The organism is Streptomyces sp. NPDC047971 (genome assembly GCF_040653355.1).
In the GTDB taxonomy this organism is placed as follows: Bacteria; Actinomycetota; Actinomycetes; order Streptomycetales; family Streptomycetaceae; genus Streptomyces.
On sequence record NZ_JBEZNW010000029.1, the window covers coordinates 39,765 to 57,349 of the forward strand.

The following is a 17,585-nucleotide window of genomic DNA, read 5'->3' on the forward strand; positions in this document are numbered from 1 at the left end:
CCGGTGGAGGGGCTCCCGGAACGCGTTCGCACCCGGCGACCCCGTCCGTACCCTCACTGTCAGACCCCACCCGTAAGGTCGGAGATCCAGAAGGAATTCGCCGCGGGACGGGAGGTGACCGGCGCCATGACCCAGCACGCCTGGCACAGCTGCGCCTCCGTGTTCCTCCCGGCCTCACTGCCCCGGGAGGGGCGGGTCGCCTTCTGGTCGCCGGCCGGAGGCGCACCGTCCGTGGCCCCGGGCGGGGGAGCCGAGCTCACGGAGCTCACTGTCGTCCGGCGACACGGCGCCGGAGTCCGCAGCCGCACCGTCCCCGCCGTGGTCCTCGGCGTCGCCGAGGCCCTGCCCCATCTGGTCGCCGCCCGCCACCACCCGGCCGCCCACCCCGCCACCGCCTGCTGGGGCGCCGCCGCCCTGCACGCGCTCCACCTCGTCGCCCGGGGCCGACTGCTCCCGGGGCTCACCGCCGATGATCTGGACGCCTGGCGCGCGGGACCGCTGGACGCGGACGACATCGCCCACCTCAGGGCCGTCGCCGCCGCCCTGCCCCCCGAAGGCCACGCCGTCCCCGTCCCCGGCCTCAGCCCGCTCCAGCTGCCGGAGCCCGAGGCACTGGTGCGCGCCTTCCTGGACGCGGTCGCCGACACCCTGCCCCGTACCCCCGCCGCGGCCCACGCGGCCGGCGCGCCGTTCGCCGCGCGGGCCGCTCAGCACCTGCCCCGCGCGCGTGCCTGGGCGGCCGAGGCCGCCGCCGGCATGGACGCCGGGGTCCGGGTCTCGCTCCGCCTCGATCTCGCCGGCCACGAACTCTTCGACATCGCCGAGGAGGGCGGCGACGAGCGGCAGGCCGCCGCGGCCGTGCTCCAGGTCCACAGCCTCGCCGACCCCACGCTCGTCATCGACGCGGCGGCGCTCTGGGACGGCGGCGGCGACGACCTCTTCGGGCCGCGCGCCCGGATCGACGCCGTCCTGGCGCTCCGTCGCGCCGCCCGCGTGTGGCCGCCGCTCGGCAGGCTCCTGGAGCGGGACGTCCCCGACGTCCTCGCCCTGACCGAGGACGAGCTGTACGAACTCCTCGGCCCCGCCGCGACCCGACTCGCCGACGCGGGGGTCGCCGTCCACTGGCCCCGTGAGCTGGCCCGCTCGCTCAGCGCGTCCGCGGTGGTGCGGCCGGCGCTCTCCGCCCCCGGCTCCGCCACCGACGGCACGAGCTTCTTCGACAGCGAGGAACTGCTCCGGTTCAACTGGCAGCTCGCCCTCGACGGGGACCCGCTCACCGAACGGGAGATGGACACCCTCGCCGAGTCCCACCGCCCCATCGTGCGGCTGCGCGACCAGTGGGTGGTCGTCGACCCCGACCTCGTCCGCAAGGCCCGCAAGCGGGAACTGGGCCTCCTGGAGCCGGTCGACGCCCTCGCCGTCGCCCTCACCGGCACGGCGGAGGTGGAAGGAGAGACCGTCGAGGCCGTGCCCGTGGGCGCGTTGGCCACCCTGCGGGACCGGCTCGTCGCCGGACCCGAGGACATCGCCGCGCCCGCCGGTCTGGACGCCACCCTGCGCGACTACCAGCTGCGCGGACTGGCCTGGCTCGACCTGATGACCTCCCTCGGACTCGGCGGCTGCCTCGCCGACGACATGGGCCTCGGCAAGACCGTCACCCTCATCGCGCTCCATCTGCGCCGGGCCCGCCGAGCCCCCACCCTGGTCGTCTGCCCCGCCTCCCTGCTCGGCAACTGGCAGCGGGAGATCCGGCGGTTCGCCCCCGGAGTGCCCGTCCGCCGCTTCCACGGCGCCGACCGTTCCCTGGACGGACTCGACGCGGGCCCCGACGCCGGGGGATTCGTCCTCACCACCTACGGCACCCTGCGCACCAGCGCACCCCGACTGGCGGGGCAGCGCTGGGGGATGGTCGTCGCGGACGAGGCCCAGCACGTCAAGAACCCCTTCTCCGCGACGGCCAGGGCGCTGCGCACCATCCCGGCGCCGGCCAGGGTCGCCCTCACCGGCACCCCCGTGGAGAACAACCTCTCCGAGCTGTGGGCCCTGCTCGACTGGACCACCCCCGGACTCCTCGGCCCCCTGAAGACCTTCCGCTCCCGCCACGCCCGCGCCGTGGAGAACAACGAGGAGATCGAGAACGAGGAGGCCGTCGCCCGTCTCGCCCGCCTCGTCAGGCCCTTCCTGCTGCGCCGCCGCAAGTCCGACCCCGGGATCGTCCCCGAACTGCCGCCCAAGACGGAGTCCGACCACCCCGTGGCGCTCACCCGCGAACAGGCGTCGCTCTACGAGGCGGTGGTCCGCGAGACCATGGCGCAGATCGAGGCCGCCGAGGGCATCGCCCGCCGCGGGCTCGTCATGAAGCTGCTCACCTCGCTCAAGCAGATCTGCAACCACCCCGCCCAGTACCTGAAGGAGCAGACGCCCAAGGGAAGCGGCACGGCCCGGCTCGCCGGCCGCTCGGGCAAGCTCGCCCTGCTCGACGAGCTCCTCGACACCATCCTCGCCGAGGACGGCTCCGTCCTCGTCTTCACCCAGTACGTGACCATGGCCCGGCTCCTCGCGGACCACCTCGCCGCCCGCGCCGTCCCGGCCCAACTGCTGCACGGGGGAACGCCCGTGGCCGAGCGCGAGCGGATGGTGGACCGCTTCCAATCCGGCGACGTGCCCGTCTTCCTGCTCTCGCTGAAGGCGGCCGGTACCGGGCTCAACCTGACCCGGGCCGGACACGTCGTCCACTTCGACCGCTGGTGGAACCCGGCGGTCGAGGAACAGGCGACCGACCGGGCCTATCGCATCGGGCAGACGCAGCCCGTCCAGGTCCACCGGCTGATCGCCGAGGGCACCGTGGAGGACCGGATCGCCGAGATGCTGGTGGCCAAGCGGGCCCTCGCCGACGCCGTGCTCGGCTCCGGAGAGGCCGCGCTGACCGAGCTGACCGACCGCGAGCTGGCGGATCTGGTCTCGCTGAGGAGGCCGTCATGAGCGCTCGCCGACGCCCGGCCGCGCGGTTCGCCGGGCCGCGCCACGACGACCGGCGCCGCACCTTCCCGGCGCTCGCCCCGCTCGGGGCACCGGACGGCCGGTTCGCGGCCACCTGGTGGGGCAACGCCTGGGTCGACGCGCTGGAGGACACCGCCCTCGACCCCGCCCGCCTGGCCCGCGGCAAGTCCTACGCCGGGCGCGGTCACGTCGACGCGATCACGGTCAGCCCGGGCCGGGTCGTCGCGTACGTCCACGGCACCCGCCCCCGCCCGTACCGCACCGAGATCCGGCTCCGCACGCTCGGCGACGACGGATGGGAGCGCTTCCTGGACGAGGTCGCCGCACGGCCCGACCACATCGCCGCCCTCCTCGACAAGGACATCCCCCATGCCGTCGAGGCCGTCACCGGGCTGCTGCCCGCGCCCGGGGACCTGATCCCCGACTGCTCCTGCCCGGACGACGGTTTCCCCTGCAAGCACGCCGCCGCCCTCTGCTACCAGTCGGCCCGGCTCCTCGACGAGGACCCGTTCGTCCTCTTCCTCATGCGCGGCCGCGGCGAGCAGGAGATCCTCGCCGCCCTCACCCAGCGCAACGCGGCCCGTTCCGCCGCCGAACAGACCGCCTCCGCGCCGTCGACGGCCACGGTCCCGGCCCGCGCCGCCTTCGCACACGACGCCGGTCGCGCGCTGGCGCCGCCCCCGCCGCTGCCCACCCCGGCGCATCCCGGCCGCCCCCCGGCCTACCCTCCGGACGCCGACGCCCCGGACCCCCTCGCCCTGGACCTGCTCGCGACGGAGGCGGCCGCCCGGGCCCATTCCTTCCTGGTGACCGGACACGATCCCGTCGCCACGCTCACCCCCTGGCAGGACGCCGTGCGGCTGGCCGCGGCACACCCCGGCTCCGGACTGACCGCCTCCACCCGCGCGTTGTACCGGGACCTCGCGTACGCCCTGGACCGCACGCCCAGCGACCTGGCCCGAGCGGTCGCCGCCTGGCGCCAGGGCGGACTCGCCGGACTCGCCGTCCTCGAAGAGCCCTGGGACCCGCCCGCCGGTCCCTTCGACCGGGCCCGGCCCGCCCTGCTCGCCGCCGACTTCCCCGCCTTCCGCCCCTGGCGCAACCGGCTGTCGACGCGATCTCTGCAGCTCCGTTTCGGACGCGACGGGCTCTGGTACGGGTACGAGTCCGATGCCGACCGCGAGGACTGGTGGCCGCGCGGCACCCCCGACGCCGATCCCGTCGGCGCGCTCACCGATCTGCTCGGCCACTGACCCGAGGACCGGTCACGGGTCGGGTCGTCGCGATCTCCGCAGGTCGAGTCGCGGAACGATAATCAGCGGCGAGCGGAGCCGCTAGTTCCCCATACGTTCGAGCTCATACCCACTCGATGGAGTGAATCGCGCCAACGGCCTGATCCGGCCGGGTCGGGATCGCGTTAAGTGCGATGCGGGCGAATGCCCGTGAGAACCTCCGGAAGGCAGGAAGCCATGAGGCAGATTCGCCGAAGTGGTCTGGCCACACTGATGGTCACGGGTGGCGCGCTCGCGCTCTCGGCGGGCGCCGCCCACGCCGACTCCGGCGCGCAGGGCGCCGCGGTCGGTTCGCCGGGTGTGATCTCCGGCAACGCGGTTCAGCTGCCGGTACACGTCCCGGTCAACGTCTGCGGGAACACCGTCAACGTCATCGGGTTGCTCAACCCCGCCGCGGGCAACCGCTGCGCGAACATCAGCGGGTCCGACGGGTACGGCTCGGACGCGAACGGCGGCGGCCGGACGCACAAGGACATGCCCGCCTCCCCGCGGGCCGGTGCGCCGGGCGGCGGCAGCCACGGCGGACACATGGGCGGACACAGCGGGGGCAACTCCGCCAACGGCGGGGGGTCCCTCGCCGAAGGCCACGCCGAGGGTTCCCCCGGCGTGCTCTCCGGCAACGGACTCCAGCTGCCCGTCGACCTGCCCGTGAACGTCGCGGGCAACTCGGTCAACGTCGTCGGCATCGGCAACCCGGCCATCGGCAACACCGCGGTCAACGGCCCCTCCCACCCCGAGGCGCCCGGCGAGACGCCGAACCGGAACGTGCCCCCGAAGCCGCAGCCCGTCCCGGTCACCGAGACCGAGAACGAGCCGGAGGCCCCGGCGCCCGCCCCGCAGACCAGCTCGGTCGCGCTCGCCAGCACGGGCTCGGAGCTGGTCGGCTCCGCGGCCGCGGCCGGTGCGGCGCTCCTGGTCGGCGGCGCCCTGGTCTACCGCCGTGCCCGCCGCATGGGCGCGCAGGTCTGAGGCCCGCGCGGGTCCTCACGCACGGCGCCAGGCCCGGAGCACCGCCTCGATGGCCGGTGTGACCCTCGTCCGGGCCTGGTGACGGGGTACGCCCCGCATGAGCAGGGTGTCGTACTCGGTGTCGACATGGCGTACGGCCGCCCGCACGGCCGCTGTGACCGCACCCCGGTCCAGCGCCCGCCCGGCCGCCGTACGTCCCACCCGGCCGCTGCCCACCTGCGCGGCGTGGGTTGCGATCTCGGCGGCCCGATCGGCCGGGCAGCGGGGATAGAGCCGCAGGATCTCGGCCTCCAAGGCCGCCGTGACCTCGGCGTCCCGGTCCGCGCGGCGCGCGGCGTCACGGGCCCTGCGCCGCGCCCGCGCCTCCGCGTCGGCCAGGCAGGCCGCCTCCGCCCGGACGAGCGCGGCCTCCTCGACGAGCAGCCCCTGACGCTCGTACCGCGTTCGGCGCCGGTTGTGCCGTACCACCACCGCCCAGAGCGAACTCCCCTCGCGCGCACGCCGGGTGAGGGCCGTGTCGCCGCGGCGCAGGAACACCAGATGGCCCAGGTCGGCGCAGTCCAGGCAGACGGGCGCGTTGAACTCGACGATCATCCGCTCCAGCGGTCCCTGCCGGCACTCCGAGCAGCGGCGGCGCTTGAGCGGTTCGACGACGACGGGTGCGACCAGGTCCACGGCGGCCCCCTCAGCGCACGCCGGGCGCGGCCGCGGCGATGAACTCGTCGAGGGTCTCCTTCGCCCGCTGGGAGCGGCGCGCGCGATCCTCCTCGCCGTTCGCCTCGTGCATGCAGTTGGTCATGTCGAAGGCGGATTCGGCCAGTTGGCGGGTGGCCGCGTCGTCACACACCAGCTGGACACGGAAGAGGGCCTGACGGGTGGCGGTGCGCTGGTGGTACGAGGCGTAGCGCGACTCCTCGGCCTCCTCCGAGGAGGGGTCCTGGGCGGCTCGGAACCAGCGGTCGTTCTGGCTGCGCCGGTAGTCGACGACCGCGCCGGCGAAGGCGCTGTAGGCGGCGATCCGTTCCTGGCGCAGCTGTTCGTCACGGGCCAGTACCGCCGTGCGTTCGGCGGCTCGGCCCTGGAACCAGTGTGTGGCGACGACACCCAGCAGGGTGCCCACCACGGCGATCAGCGCCGTCTCCATGACCGGTTGCTCCTCGGCGTGCTCAAGTGGGCGTCGAAAATCGTTCGATCCGGGGCCCCGGCACTCGCTAGGGTCCCTCTCGTGGCAACGAAACTCAATCAGATCATCGCAGTGGAGAAGGGCGTCAAGTCCAGGGCGCACCAGGACCTCACGGCGGCGCACCACGGGCTGCAGAAGCCCGCGCTGCTCGCGGGCATCTCCCGTACGTACCAGCCGAAGGACGAGGAGGGCGAGCAGCTTCCGCCCGAGTCCACGCTGGTGCAGGTGAAGGCCGAGGACGTGCTGCGCGACACCGCGCGGGCGTTGACGCGACTGTTCGATGTGACCGCCACCAAGGACTGGGCCAACTGCGAGGCGCGCGCCGACATCACGGTCGACGGCCGCGTGCTGGTGAGCCGGGTGCCCGTGGCGTACCTGCTGTTCCTGGAGAAGCAGCTGACGGACATCAACACCTTCGTCCGCAAGCTGCCGGTCCTGGACGCGGCCGAGTCGTGGACGCAGGACCCGTCGACCGACGCGTGGAAGACCGATGTCGTCCGCACGGTCCGGACGAAGAAGGTCCCGCGCAACCACGTGAAGGCGGAGGCGACGGACAAGCACCCGGCGCAGGTCGAGGTGTACTACGAGGACGTGCCGGTGGGGTACTGGACCACCGTGAAGTTCTCCGGCGCCCTGCCGGCCCGGCGGGTGAACGAACTCCTGGAGCGGGTGGAGAAGCTCCAGCAGGCGGTGAAGTTCGCCCGCGAGGAGGCGAACAGCGCCGAGGTCACCGACCAGCGCGTCGGGGACGCCGTCTTCGGCTACCTCTTCGGGTAGCGGGGACACCCATGAACTCCCCGGCCACAGAGCACGGCCGGGGTGCGCGAGGAGCGCAAAGCTGAAACTGAGCCTTGTCGTGACATCCGCGGTTCCAGTGGAGGTTCGAGTCCTCCTCCCGGCGCTCGCCGTGCCGGGATAGCCCAACCAGGCAGAGGCAGACCGCGATCAATCTCAGACTATTGCTCCAGAATCAGCATTCGCCGCTCATCGCCGGATCGACCGGGCACGGGCCCTGGTGCGTCGAAATGCCAGTTCGAATCTGGTCCGCCGAGCTCGATCGGCGGTGGTCCAATGGCAGGACGCGACGCAATGACGACTGACCCGAGCCCTCAAGCGTGCCGGCGTGTGATGTGAGCGGCATCGACAGGGTCCGGGGGCAGGCTACGCCCTCGGACCCGCTCCTTTTCCGCCTCTCGCACGGGCATGGCCCGGCTGCTCGCTCGGCATCGGAACGGGACCGGCCACCTGGTGACGGGATTCGGTGTTCGGCCGGAAGCCCCTCGGCCGGGGCCTCCGGTCCGCACGCCTTGCTCAGTTCCACCTGACCAGCGAGGTCGTGGCCTCCTCGGCGGCGTCGACGGGCTCCAGGAGTGCGGCCTTGGTGATACGAGCTGTCACGACGTCCCCCGTGCGTGGCGCGGCAGGTCAGGACACTGCACTCAACACCAGGCCGGACCGCCGCTGTTGGCGATGTTCATTTCAAACGGAGATCATTAAAGCAGGCCGGCACCGGTCGGGATCCGCCGCTCTCACCCGGAGCGGCGGTCAGGTCAGAGCGGGTTGTTCGATACACCTAGCTCCTGCGGATCTTCGCCGGGACGCACAGCCAGGCCAGGATCGCGGCCGCCAGGTAGGCGAGCGCGCCGACGCCCATGCTGATCCGCAGTCCGGTGCCGGCGGCGGCCGTGGCGAGCAGACTGCCGCCGAGCGCGACCCCGGTGGCGCTCCCGATCTGCCGGGTGGTGTTGAACAGGGCCGACGCGGTTCCCGAGTACGCGGTCGGCGCGGCGCCCATCACGGTGGCGGTCGAGCCGGTGAGGGCGAACGAGGTACCGAACCCCGCGGCCATCATCGGGACCACCAGCAGCGCGTAGGCGGGGTCGGCTCCCGCCGCGGCCCAGCCGGCCAGCCCCAGGGCGGCCAGGAGCATGCCGGAGACCACCAGCGGACGGTCGCCGGTGCGGCGGGCGAGCCGCCCGGAGAGCACGGACGCGAACATGGTCATCGCCACGGCCGGGAAGAGCGCGAGTCCCGTTTCGAGGGCGCTGAAGCCGCGCTGCTGCTGGAACTCCAGACTGGCCGTGAACACCATGCCGTAGAAACCGAAGTTGAACAGCAGGCCGATGACCGCTCCGCCGCCCATGGCGCGCGAACGCAGCAGGTCCAGCGGGAGCGCGGGGGACCGGGCCAGTCGCTCGCGTACGACGAAGGCGACGGCCGCGAGCACGGCCAGAGCCAGCCCGCCGAGAACGAGCGGATCGGACCAGCCCCGTCGTCCGGCCTCGTTCAGGGCCCCCGTCAGCAGCGCCACGCCCGCGACGACCGCGCACTGCGCGGGCCAGTCGAGGGCCCGGGTGGATCGCCTCGGCGAGCGCCCCACGTGCCGCAGGGTCAGCAGCAGGCAGACCGCGCCGACGGGCAGGTTGATGAGGAAGACCCAGCGCCATCCCACGGTGGAGACGAGGAGCCCGCCCAGGAGCGGCCCGGCGGAGGCGGCGATGCCGGCCATCGAACCCCACAGTCCGAACGCCCGCGACCGCGCGGCCGGTGCCGGGTAGGACTGCTGGAGGAGGGCGAGGGAACCGGGCACGATCAGCGCCGCGCCGAGCCCTTCCACCAGGCGGGCCGTCACGAGGAAGGGGGTGCTGGGGGCGACCGCGCAGGCGGTCGAGGAGACGATGAACACCACGACGCCCGCGCAGAAGACCCGGCGGTTGCCGAGCCGGTCGCCCAGCGCGCCGCCGGTCAGCAGGAATCCGGCGAAGACGAGGGTGTACCCGTCGGTGATCCACTGGATGCCCGTGAGCGAGGCCGACAGCTCCCGGCCGATCACGGGTACGGCGACATTGAGGATCGTCACGTCCAGGATGACCATGAAGTACCCGGCGCACACCGCCAGCAGCGGTACCCAGGAGCGTCGCTCCGGCTCCGGCGACGGTTCGGGCGCGGGCGTGGACCCGCCGGACGACTTCCCGAACTCCACGGCCCCAACTCCCATCCGTCCGCGGAGGCCCCTGTCCCGAGCCACAGTAGGGGCCGCGCCGCCCTACTGGCGGTAGCCGCTCAGGAAGCGGCCGATGCGGCTGATCGCCGCGTCGAGGTCGTCGGCGTAGGGCAGCGTCAGAATGCGGAAGTGGTCCGGTCGCGGCCAGTTGAAGCCGGTGCCCTGCACGACCTGGATCTTCTCGCGCAGCAGCAGGTCGAGGACGAACTTCTCGTCGTCGTGGATCCGGTGCACCTTCGGGTCGAGGCGTGGGAAGGCGTAGAGCGCGCCCTTCGGCTTGACGCAGGAGACGCCGGGGATCTCGTTGAGCTTCTCCCAGGCCCTGTCGCGCTGCTCGTGGAGCCTGCCGCCCGGCGCGGTCAGTTCGTGGATCGACTGCCGGCCGCCGAGCGCGGCCTGGATGGCGTACTGGGCGGGGGCGTTCGGACACAGGCGCATGGAGGCCAGCATGGTCAGCCCCTCCAGATAGCTCTTCGCGTGCTGCTGGGGGCCGCTGACGACCAGCCAGCCGGAGCGGAAGCCGGCCACCCGGTAGGTCTTGGAGAGGCCGCCGAAGGTGAGGACGACCAGGTCGGGGGCGAGGGAGGCGGCCGGGTAGTGGACGGCCTCGTCGTAGACGATCTGGTCGTAGATCTCGTCGGCGAAGACCATCAGCCCGTGTCGGCGGGCGAGGTCGAGGATGCCCTCGACGATCTCGCGCGGGTACACCGCGCCCGTGGGGTTGTTGGGGTTGATGATCACGACGGCACGGGTGCGGTCGGTGATCTTCGCGGCCATGTCGTCGAGGTCCGGATACCAGTCGGCCGACTCGTCGCACAGGTAGTGCACGGCCTTGCCGCCCGCGAGGGTGGTCACCGCCGTCCACAGGGGGAAGTCGGGGGCCGGGATCAGGACCTCGTCGCCGTCTTCGAGGAGCGCCTGGACGGCCATGGAGACGAGTTCGGAGACGCCGTTGCCGAGGAAGACGTCGTCGACGCCGACGTCCGGCAGGCCCATGGCCTGGTAGCGCTGGGCGACGGCGCGGCGGGCGGAGAGGATGCCCCGGGAGTCGGTGTAGCCGTGCGCCTTGGGGAGCATCCGGATCATGTCCTGGACGATCTCCTCGGGCGCCTCGAAGCCGAAGAGCGCGGGGTTGCCGGTGTTGAGGCGCAGGACGCTGTGGCCCGCCTCCTCCAGGGCGTTGGCGTGCTCGATGACCGGGCCGCGAATCTCGTAGCAGACCTCGCTCAGCTTGCTCGACTGCCGGAACTCCATGCGACGACCTCCCCAGAAGGATTGATGCTTGGTTTTACCAAGTTCGAGCTTGGAAAGTCCAACAACATGTCTAGACTGCGTCGTATGCCTCGCCGCCGAAGCTATGACCAGTACTGCGCCGCCGCCCGCGCCCTCGACGCCGTCGGCGACCGCTGGACTCTGCTGATCGTCCGTGAACTCCTCGCCGGTCCCCGCCGCTACACGGATCTGCATGCCGACCTCCCCGGTGTCAGCACGGACATGCTGGCCGGCCGCCTCAAGGACATGGAGGGCGCCGAACTCGTCACGCGCCGCCGCCTCCCGCCGCCCGCCTCGGCGTACGTCTACGAACTCACCCGACGGGGCCGCGAGCTGCTGCCGGTGCTGCGGGCCCTGGCGGAGTGGGGCGCGCCCGCCCTGGAGGAGCCGCGTCCGACCGACGCCGTACGGGCCCACTGGTTCGCGATCCCGCTGCTGTCCTCCCTGGAGGGGGCGGCGGCCGGAGTGGTGCATGTGACGCTGGACGAGGGCGACTTCCATGTACGCGTCGGGGGCGACGGGCAGCCTCCGGAGTACGGGGACGGGGCGCCGTCCGACACCGCCGACGTACGGCTGCGGACGGACTCCGCGACCTGCCGGGCGCTGGCGGCCGGGGAGGCGACTCTCGGCCAGGCGGTGAGGGACGGCCGGGTCCGGGTGGAGGGGGACGGGCACCTCGCCGGTGAACTGCCGGCCCGGCTCGCACTGCTGCCGGTGAACTGATCGTCAATCCCCGTCCCGGTCATCCCCCTTACGAGTAGCGTGGGGCTGTTTGGCGGCCATGGACCGAGGGGTCGCGCGGGAAAACGGGAGGGGCCGCTCCATGGCGATCGACATCCGCACCGACCGGGGCGCACCCCCCGCACAGACCCTGGTGGCCAAGGGCACCTCCAGCGGCACCCTCCGGATCCGGCCACCCAAGGGCCGAACGGACGTCGTCTTCCGCACGGTCACGCTCGCCCCGGGCGAATCCACCGGCTGGCACCACCACCCCGGCCAGATCATCGCCGTCGTCCAGTCCGGCACACTCACCCGGGTCCTGCACGACTGCACGGTCGAGACGGCCTCCGCGGGGGACGCGTTCGTCGAACCGGCGGGCCGCAGGAACCGGCACATCGGGCACAACCTCGGTTCCGAGCCCGTGGTGCTCCACATGACCTGTCTGCTGCCCCAGGACGCGCCGCTCTCCATAGCCGCGGAAGCCCCGGACTGCGCGCTCCGCCTTCCCTGGGCCCTGTGCGTGGATCCGCCTTCCCTCGACCCCTGTTCGTAGAATCGGTGGACGAACCCCGACGCCCAGAGCAAGGTCACGCCCGTGCGAGTCGAAGCGATCACCTGGGAGCGGCTGGCCGCTGCCCTGGCCGGGCACATCGACGGGCTGGAGCCCGGGGACGGCGGGGGCCGGCTCAAGATCGCCGTTGACGGTCCGCCCGCCGCGCCGACCGGGGAGACCGCCGAGAGGATCGCCGAGGCGCTCAGGCTGCTCGGCCGCTCCGTGCTCGTCGTCGGCACCGAGGGCTTCCTGCGCCCCGCGTCGCTCCGCTTCGAGTACGGGAAGCGGGACCCCGACTCGTACTACAGCGGCTGGTACGACACCGGGGCACTGTGGCGCGAGGTGTTCGGGCCGCTGGAGGAGGGAGGGAGCGGGCGGGTGCTGCCCGACCTCTGGGACCCCGTACGCGACCGGGCCACCCGCAGCGACTATGTGGAACTGCCGCCCGGAGGCGTGCTCGTGGTGCACGGGCCCTTCCTGCTCGGGCACTGGTTCCCGTTCGACCTGACCGTCCACCTGCGGCTCTCGCCCGGCGTCCTCGCCCGCCGCACCGAGGAGTCCTGGACCCTGCCGGCCTTCGAGCGGTACGCGAACGAGGTCGGCCCCTCCGACGCGGCGGACGTCGTCGTCCGCACCGACGACCCGCGTCACCCGGCGTGGACCGGACTCGCGGACCTGGGGGACCGGGGGTAGGACGACTCAGGGCCGGGGACTGAGGGGCCGGGGGCCGGGCGCGCGGCCCGGGGTGTCCTCGGCGGGGCGGCCGCCCACCACCGTCACCGCCTCCGCGCCCGCCCGGCACCCTGCCGCTGCCGCCGTCGTCGGGTCGGCGCCCGCGAGCCGGGCGGCCAGGAACGCCCCCGTGAAGGCGTCGCCCGCGCCCGTCGAGTCCACCGCCCGCACCGCCGGCGCCGCGACCCGGCCGGTCACCGAGCCGGCCTCCGCGACCAGCGCGCCCGCCGCGCCGAGAGTGACCGCGACCAGCGGGAACGCACGGCTCAACACGCCCGCCGCCTGCTCCGGTTCGCCGCAGCCGGTCAGCAGGCGGGCCTCGTCGGCGTTCGGGAACAGCACCGCCGCGCCCTCGGCGTCCGCCAGGAACCGGTCCACGCCGAGCTGCTTCAGAAAGCCCGTCGACGCCGGATCGACACTCACCGGAACCCCTGCCTCCCGCGCCGCTCGCAGGGCGCGGAGCGCGGTCGCGCGACCGGGCGCCGCGAAGAAGAGGTACCCGGACAGGTGCAGATGGGCGACGCCGTCGAGGAAGGAGTCGCTCCAGTCGCCGGGGGAGAGGCGCAGCGCCGCCCCGCTGTCGGTCAGGAACGTGCGCTCGGCGCTCGCGTCGACCAGCGCGATCACCGTCGCCGTGGCGGCGTCCGCGTCCTCCACCAGCATCGGCCGCACACCGGCCCTGCGGAGCGCCCTCTCGTGCCACTCGGCCGCCTCGGTCCCGACCCGGCCGAGCATCCGCACGTCGGCCCACCCCGCGCGCGCCGCCCAGCAGGCCGCGTTGGCCCCGGCTCCGCCGGGCAGCATGCGGATGGCCGCCGCCGTGTCGGTCGCGGGCGCCAGCGGGGTGCCGTGCCTGGCCACGACGTCGGTCACCACATCGCCGACGACCAGCAGGCCGCTCACGCGCCGCCTTCGGCGTACGCCGCGGCGATCCGCGCGGCGAGCCGCACATTGCCCCGCACGGCCGCGAGGTTCGCCTCCAGCGAGGCCCCTTCGGTGTGCACCGTCAGGTACTCCAGCAGGAACGGGGTCACGGCCTGCCCCGAGATCCCCTTCTCCCGCGCCGCCGCCAGGCCCTGCGCGAGGACCCGGTCGTGCAGCGCCGGATCCAACTGGTCGGCCACCGGCACCGGGTTGGCGACGATCAGCGCCGCACGGGGCCCGCCGAGATCGTCCTGGGCCCGTATCACGCCCGCCACCGCCTCGGGCGAACGCAGGCTCCAGTCCACGGGCTCGCCTGACGAGGCCAGGTAGAACCCGGGGAAGTGCTCCGTCCCGTACCCCACCACCGTCACGCCGAGCGTCTCAAGCCGCTGCAGCGTCGCCGGGACGTCGAGGATCGACTTGACCCCCGCGCACACCACCGTCACCCCGACCCTGGACAGCAGCCGCAGGTCGGCCGACTCGTCCTGCGTCTCGCTCCACTCGCGGTGCACTCCGCCGAGTCCACCGGTCGCGAAGACCCGTATGCCGGCGGACTCCGCCAGCCACGCCGTCGCCGAGACCGTCGTCGCCCCCGTCGCCCCGGTCGCGAGCGCGGGCGCCAGGTCGCGGTGGCCCAGCTTCCGCACGGACGGGTCCTCCGCGATGCGGGTCAACCCCGCCTGGTCGAGGCCGACATGGGCCGTGCCGTCGATCACGGCGATCGTGGCGGGCACCCCGCCGCCGTCCCGTACGAGCCCCTCCAGCTCCCGCGCCACGGCCAGATTGCGCGGGCGCGGCAGCCCGTGGGCGATGATCGTGGACTCGAGCGCGACGACGGGACGGCCCTCCGCGAGAGCCTCCCGCACCTCTTCGGACACCTGTGTGGACATGTCCCATCTCTGGCGCAACCGCGAACCACTCAAACCTCGGTGGCGACGATCAGCCACAGCGCGGCAGGCCGGGCAGCCGGCCCGCGTCCACCACCTGGATCACCGGCCGGGAGCCGGACGTCTTGGCGTTGCCGACGCTGTACGCCACGGCCAGCGCACCGCCCCGGGCCTGCGCGTACCCGTAGGCCGGGGTGATCCGCGCGTACGAGCCGGAGTCGAGGTCGAGCGCGTAGGAGGTCTCCGGAGTCCGCCAGGTGACCAGGCGGCCGCTGATCCTCAGCTGGTCCATGCCGTCGACGGCCGGTGACTCCGTCACGACCGCCGTCGGCCGCGCGTCACCCGTCCGCCACACCATCAGCCGGGGCGCGGTCTCGCCCGCCACCCAGGCCCAGGTCCTGCCGTCGGAGACCACGGACCGGACGTCCCGCAGTGCCGCCAGGGCCTTCGGCAGCGCTGCGGTCCGGGCGCCGGTGCGGGAGACGGCGGCGAGCCGTGTCCCCGAACCCGTCGACTCGCGCCACACCAGCAGGTCCCCGGCGGCGAACGGGGCGTCCATCACCCCGGTGCGCAGGGCGCGCGGCGCGCCGCCCGCGGCCGCCGCCGCGTACACGGTGGCCTTGCCGTCGCCGACTCCCTGGGCCCAGTGGACGGTGCCGTCGCGGACGACGGGCTGGGGCAGCGGGCCCGGGCGGTCGGCCCGGGCGAGCCGCCGGGACGTGCCGGTGGTGGCGTCCCAGACGTACAGGCTCCACGGGCTGTCCAGGGTCCGTCCCTCCAGGACCGCGAACGCGGCCCACCGCCGGCCGTCGAAGTCGGCCGCGAGAAGCTGGTGTTCGACGGGGTCGGCGAGGGTGAGCAGGGTGCGGGGAGCGCCGGTGCCGCGCAGCAGGGCGGCCCGGCGCTGCCCGGCGCCGGTGAGCTGGACGGCCGTCCAGCCGGGTCCCGTGTCCGTGAGCACCGCCCGCTCGCCGGCCGGTGCGCGCAGCTCGCCCGCGGCGAGGGCGGAGCTCCAGCTGGCCGGGAGCCGTACCTCGCACGCGGCGGCGAGCGCGGTCGGCCGCGGCGCCGGGGCCGACGACTCGCGCGGTGCCGGCTCGGGACCGGGACGTGCCGGCGAGCATCCCGAGAGCAGGATGCCCGCCAGCAGCAGGGCCGGCGCCGTGCGGGCGCCGAGCGGTGAGGAGGAGTTACCAGACGTACCCACGGCCGCCCATGATGGTGGTGATGGTGTCGGACGAGATGCGCGCCGACTTGGGGACGGATCCCGCCCAGGAGATCACGCTCGTGCTCACTCCTCCCACCGGATCCAGGTAGTTGACCTGCCCGGCGGCGGAGTCCGTGTTGTAGCCGTCGATCGAGACCCAGTGGAATATCTCGATGTTCGGGTGTCCGACGAGATGCGGCCCGCCCGGGACCTCCCAGGCGTTGCCGGCTATCGCGTAGTCGTGGTCGGTGTTGTGCGTGATGTGCTGCTTGAAGTTGGCCTTGTCGGTGGCGGTCGGGGTGTACGGCAGTGCCTTGGGGACGTAGCCGGCCCCGGGCAGACGCTGGTTCAGCGCGTCGGCCATCGGATAGCCCGTGGGGTTGGCGACGTTGATGTTGACGCCGTACCAGGCGGTTCCGCTGGAGTTCGTCTTGAGGAGCGTCGCCGCGTCCTGCTGCGAGCGGCCGGCGACCTCGTCGGCCGCGGACTGGGTGATCACGAGGGTCGCGGGCCCGCACCAGTAGGACGTCTTCTGCGACTGGTGGAGGCCGCCGGAGAGCTTGTATCCGGCCAGCGCCGCCCGGGGGCGCACCCCGTCGTACTCTCTCGCCGCCTGCGCCTGCTTGGCGGCGCTGAGTCTCTGCTGGGCGGGGGTGAGACGCTGCGGGCCGAGGGTGTCGTACGCGGCCTTGTAGGAGGCGCCGGGGGCCACGGGATCGGCCGCGAGGGCGGCGGGGGCGGCCACGGTGGCCGCGAGCAGCGCGGCGGCTGTCAGGGCGGTGGTGGTCAGGGCGGCGCGGTGGGGGAAGAAGGCTGACGCGGGCATCGCACTCTCCTGTCGGAGGTGGGGGACGAGTCCAGGGGGAGTTTGACGCGCGCACGCCAGGCGGGACAGGGGGCTCGGGCGAATGCCCCCGACCAACATTGGGCGCACCAAAGGCGCCTCTCGTGACCAGCGGGGACATCCGGCGGCGAGCCGTTTCCCGGGCCTGGTTTTCGGCCGTATGGCGCTGTGGCGCCCTGTCTCGCGGGGTGCGCGTATGGCTGATTTCGCCCCCGAAGGGGCAGAGGTGTCCATTCGTCACTTCTACGACGCCCTCGCGGTCGAGCACGACCTGATTACGCCGACTGGGGGGACGCGTCGAACACGCCTGCGGATTCGGTGCCCTGTCGCCGCGTCCGCCCCGTGGAGCCGCCCCGGGTGCGGCCCGGACACGTCGTCCGACCTCCCGGGCGGCGCTCCCCGAGCCGTGCTGCGGATTTCGTCGCCTTCGGCGAACTCGCGGAAGACGCCTGGTCGGAGGCGAACCGGAGCTCTTCATTCCGCGTGGTCCCGGCGGTGGGACCGCCCTGGATCCCGGCTACAGTCACCGCCCATGACGACACACGACCAGCCCTCCTTCGCCGTCCACATCCCCGATGCGGAACTGGAGCCGGAGCCCCTCGACCCCGGACAGATCGTCTCGGGCGAGCCCGAGGTGACCGGCAAGGTCCTCTGGGAGTCCGCCGACGGCAAGCAGGTGCGCGGCATCTGGCAGATCACCCCCGGAGTGGTGACCGACACCGAGGCGAACGAACTCTTCGTCGTCGTCAGCGGTCGCGCCACCGTCGCCGTCGAGGGCGGCGCGACGCTGGAGATCGGGCCCGGCGACGCCTGCGTGCTGCGCGAGGGGGACAGGACCACCTGGACGGTCCACGAGACGCTGCGCAAGGCGTACCACATCAGCCTCTAGGCATCGGGGTGTCGGCCGCCGCCGAGTCCGGTCGCCCGGTCGCCCGGTGGACCGGGGGCCGGTCGCCCGGTGGGCCGGGGGGCCGGTCGCCTGGTGGGCCGGGGGCCGG

At 73.4% G+C, this 17,585-nt stretch carries 16 protein-coding genes and 1 pseudogene; 9 read left to right on the top strand and 8 right to left on the bottom strand.

From position 1 onward, the window contains the following. The first annotated feature begins 126 nt into the window (after positions 1–126). From AB0D99_RS24955 to AB0D99_RS24965, 3 genes are all read left to right on the top strand, one after another. Positions 127–2,982 (top strand): DEAD/DEAH box helicase, encoded by a 2,856-nt coding sequence (locus tag AB0D99_RS24955; protein WP_362366301.1) that lies wholly within the window; start codon positions 127–129, stop codon positions 2,980–2,982. Then, positions 2,979–4,253, top strand: a complete 1,275-nt coding sequence (locus AB0D99_RS24960; protein WP_362366304.1) for an SWIM zinc finger family protein — start codon at positions 2,979–2,981, stop codon at positions 4,251–4,253. Before AB0D99_RS24955 ends, AB0D99_RS24960 begins: the two co-directional genes overlap by 4 nt. A gap of 216 nt (positions 4,254–4,469) precedes the next feature. Further along, positions 4,470–5,261: a chaplin gene (locus AB0D99_RS24965; protein ID WP_362366307.1), complete on the top strand. Its 792-nt coding sequence runs from the start codon at positions 4,470–4,472 to the stop codon at positions 5,259–5,261. Positions 5,262–5,276: 15 nt separating this feature from the next. On the opposite strand, the gene AB0D99_RS24970 is transcribed toward AB0D99_RS24965, so the two are convergent. Then, positions 5,277–5,936 (bottom strand): DUF2293 domain-containing protein, encoded by a 660-nt coding sequence (locus AB0D99_RS24970; protein WP_362366310.1) that lies wholly within the window; start codon positions 5,934–5,936, stop codon positions 5,277–5,279. Between the two features lie 10 nt (positions 5,937–5,946). Continuing rightward, positions 5,947–6,405 (bottom strand): hypothetical protein, encoded by a 459-nt coding sequence (locus AB0D99_RS24975; RefSeq protein ID WP_362366313.1) that lies wholly within the window; start codon positions 6,403–6,405, stop codon positions 5,947–5,949. Positions 6,406–6,486: 81 nt separating this feature from the next. Between AB0D99_RS24975 and AB0D99_RS24980 the strand changes: the two genes are divergently transcribed. Together AB0D99_RS24980 and AB0D99_RS24985 are read left to right on the top strand one after the other, a co-directional pair. Continuing rightward, positions 6,487–7,221: a hypothetical protein gene (locus tag AB0D99_RS24980; protein ID WP_362366316.1), complete on the top strand. Its 735-nt coding sequence runs from the start codon at positions 6,487–6,489 to the stop codon at positions 7,219–7,221. A 36-nt stretch (positions 7,222–7,257) separates the two neighbouring features. Beyond that, positions 7,258–7,345, top strand: a pseudogene (locus AB0D99_RS24985). A gap of 672 nt (positions 7,346–8,017) precedes the next feature. Here the strand turns inward: AB0D99_RS24985 and AB0D99_RS24990 are convergent. Together AB0D99_RS24990 and AB0D99_RS24995 are read right to left on the bottom strand one after the other, a co-directional pair. Continuing rightward, on the bottom strand, positions 8,018–9,427 hold the full coding sequence (locus AB0D99_RS24990) for an MFS transporter (protein WP_362366319.1): 1,410 nt from the start codon (positions 9,425–9,427) through the stop codon (positions 8,018–8,020). A gap of 63 nt (positions 9,428–9,490) precedes the next feature. Beyond that, the gene (locus AB0D99_RS24995) at positions 9,491–10,702 is read right to left on the bottom strand and encodes a pyridoxal phosphate-dependent aminotransferase (RefSeq protein WP_362366322.1); all 1,212 of its coding nucleotides are present in this window, start codon (positions 10,700–10,702) and stop codon (positions 9,491–9,493) included. A gap of 84 nt (positions 10,703–10,786) precedes the next feature. Between AB0D99_RS24995 and AB0D99_RS25000 the strand changes: the two genes are divergently transcribed. The 3 genes from AB0D99_RS25000 (at position 10,787) to AB0D99_RS25010 (ending at position 12,686) form a co-directional block, all read left to right on the top strand. Beyond that, positions 10,787–11,443: a winged helix-turn-helix transcriptional regulator gene (locus AB0D99_RS25000; protein ID WP_362366326.1), complete on the top strand. Its 657-nt coding sequence runs from the start codon at positions 10,787–10,789 to the stop codon at positions 11,441–11,443. Positions 11,444–11,543: 100 nt separating this feature from the next. Continuing rightward, complete coding sequence (locus AB0D99_RS25005; protein WP_362366329.1) at positions 11,544–11,993, top strand: cupin domain-containing protein; 450 nt, start codon at positions 11,544–11,546, stop codon at positions 11,991–11,993. Positions 11,994–12,035: 42 nt separating this feature from the next. After that, positions 12,036–12,686 carry a uridine kinase gene (locus AB0D99_RS25010; protein WP_362366332.1) on the top strand — a complete coding sequence of 217 codons (651 nt, stop codon included), beginning with the start codon at positions 12,036–12,038 and terminating at the stop codon, positions 12,684–12,686. A 6-nt stretch (positions 12,687–12,692) separates the two neighbouring features. On the opposite strand, the gene AB0D99_RS25015 is transcribed toward AB0D99_RS25010, so the two are convergent. From AB0D99_RS25015 to AB0D99_RS25030, 4 genes are read right to left on the bottom strand one after another with little or no spacing between them, the layout of a single operon-like run. Further along, positions 12,693–13,628 (bottom strand): carbohydrate kinase family protein, encoded by a 936-nt coding sequence (locus tag AB0D99_RS25015; protein WP_362366335.1) that lies wholly within the window; start codon positions 13,626–13,628, stop codon positions 12,693–12,695. Beyond that, a complete protein-coding gene (locus AB0D99_RS25020) occupies positions 13,625–14,539 on the bottom strand; it encodes a pseudouridine-5'-phosphate glycosidase (protein WP_362366338.1) in 915 nt (304 codons plus the stop codon). The genes AB0D99_RS25015 and AB0D99_RS25020 overlap by 4 nt, the downstream gene beginning before the upstream one ends. A gap of 49 nt (positions 14,540–14,588) precedes the next feature. Continuing rightward, on the bottom strand, positions 14,589–15,743 hold the full coding sequence (locus tag AB0D99_RS25025) for a hypothetical protein (protein WP_362366341.1): 1,155 nt from the start codon (positions 15,741–15,743) through the stop codon (positions 14,589–14,591). Beyond that, a complete protein-coding gene (locus AB0D99_RS25030) occupies positions 15,727–16,569 on the bottom strand; it encodes a hypothetical protein (protein ID WP_362366344.1) in 843 nt (280 codons plus the stop codon). Before AB0D99_RS25030 ends, AB0D99_RS25025 begins: the two co-directional genes overlap by 17 nt. Before the next feature lie 550 nt (positions 16,570–17,119). Between AB0D99_RS25030 and AB0D99_RS25035 the strand changes: the two genes are divergently transcribed. Then, positions 17,120–17,476 (top strand): cupin domain-containing protein, encoded by a 357-nt coding sequence (locus AB0D99_RS25035; RefSeq protein WP_362366347.1) that lies wholly within the window; start codon positions 17,120–17,122, stop codon positions 17,474–17,476. Positions 17,477–17,585: the final 109 nt, after the last annotated feature.

Bases quoted from the DNA above. Each gene is read 5' to 3' on its own strand.
- AB0D99_RS24955 (WP_362366301.1), top strand. From the start codon at position 127: ATGACCCAGCACGCCTGGCACAGCTGCGCCTCCGTGTTCCTCCCGGCC.
- AB0D99_RS24960 (WP_362366304.1), top strand. From the start codon at position 2,979: ATGAGCGCTCGCCGACGCCCGGCCGCGCGGTTCGCCGGGCCGCGCCAC.
- AB0D99_RS24965 (WP_362366307.1), top strand. From the start codon at position 4,470: ATGAGGCAGATTCGCCGAAGTGGTCTGGCCACACTGATGGTCACGGGT.
- AB0D99_RS24975 (WP_362366313.1), bottom strand. From the start codon at position 6,405: ATGGAGACGGCGCTGATCGCCGTGGTGGGCACCCTGCTGGGTGTCGTC.
- AB0D99_RS24995 (WP_362366322.1), bottom strand. From the start codon at position 10,702: ATGGAGTTCCGGCAGTCGAGCAAGCTGAGCGAGGTCTGCTACGAGATT.
- AB0D99_RS25000 (WP_362366326.1), top strand. From the start codon at position 10,787: ATGCCTCGCCGCCGAAGCTATGACCAGTACTGCGCCGCCGCCCGCGCC.
- AB0D99_RS25005 (WP_362366329.1), top strand. From the start codon at position 11,544: ATGGCGATCGACATCCGCACCGACCGGGGCGCACCCCCCGCACAGACC.
- AB0D99_RS25020 (WP_362366338.1), bottom strand. From the start codon at position 14,539: ATGTCCACACAGGTGTCCGAAGAGGTGCGGGAGGCTCTCGCGGAGGGC.
- AB0D99_RS25030 (WP_362366344.1), bottom strand. From the start codon at position 16,569: ATGCCCGCGTCAGCCTTCTTCCCCCACCGCGCCGCCCTGACCACCACC.
- AB0D99_RS25035 (WP_362366347.1), top strand. From the start codon at position 17,120: ATGACGACACACGACCAGCCCTCCTTCGCCGTCCACATCCCCGATGCG.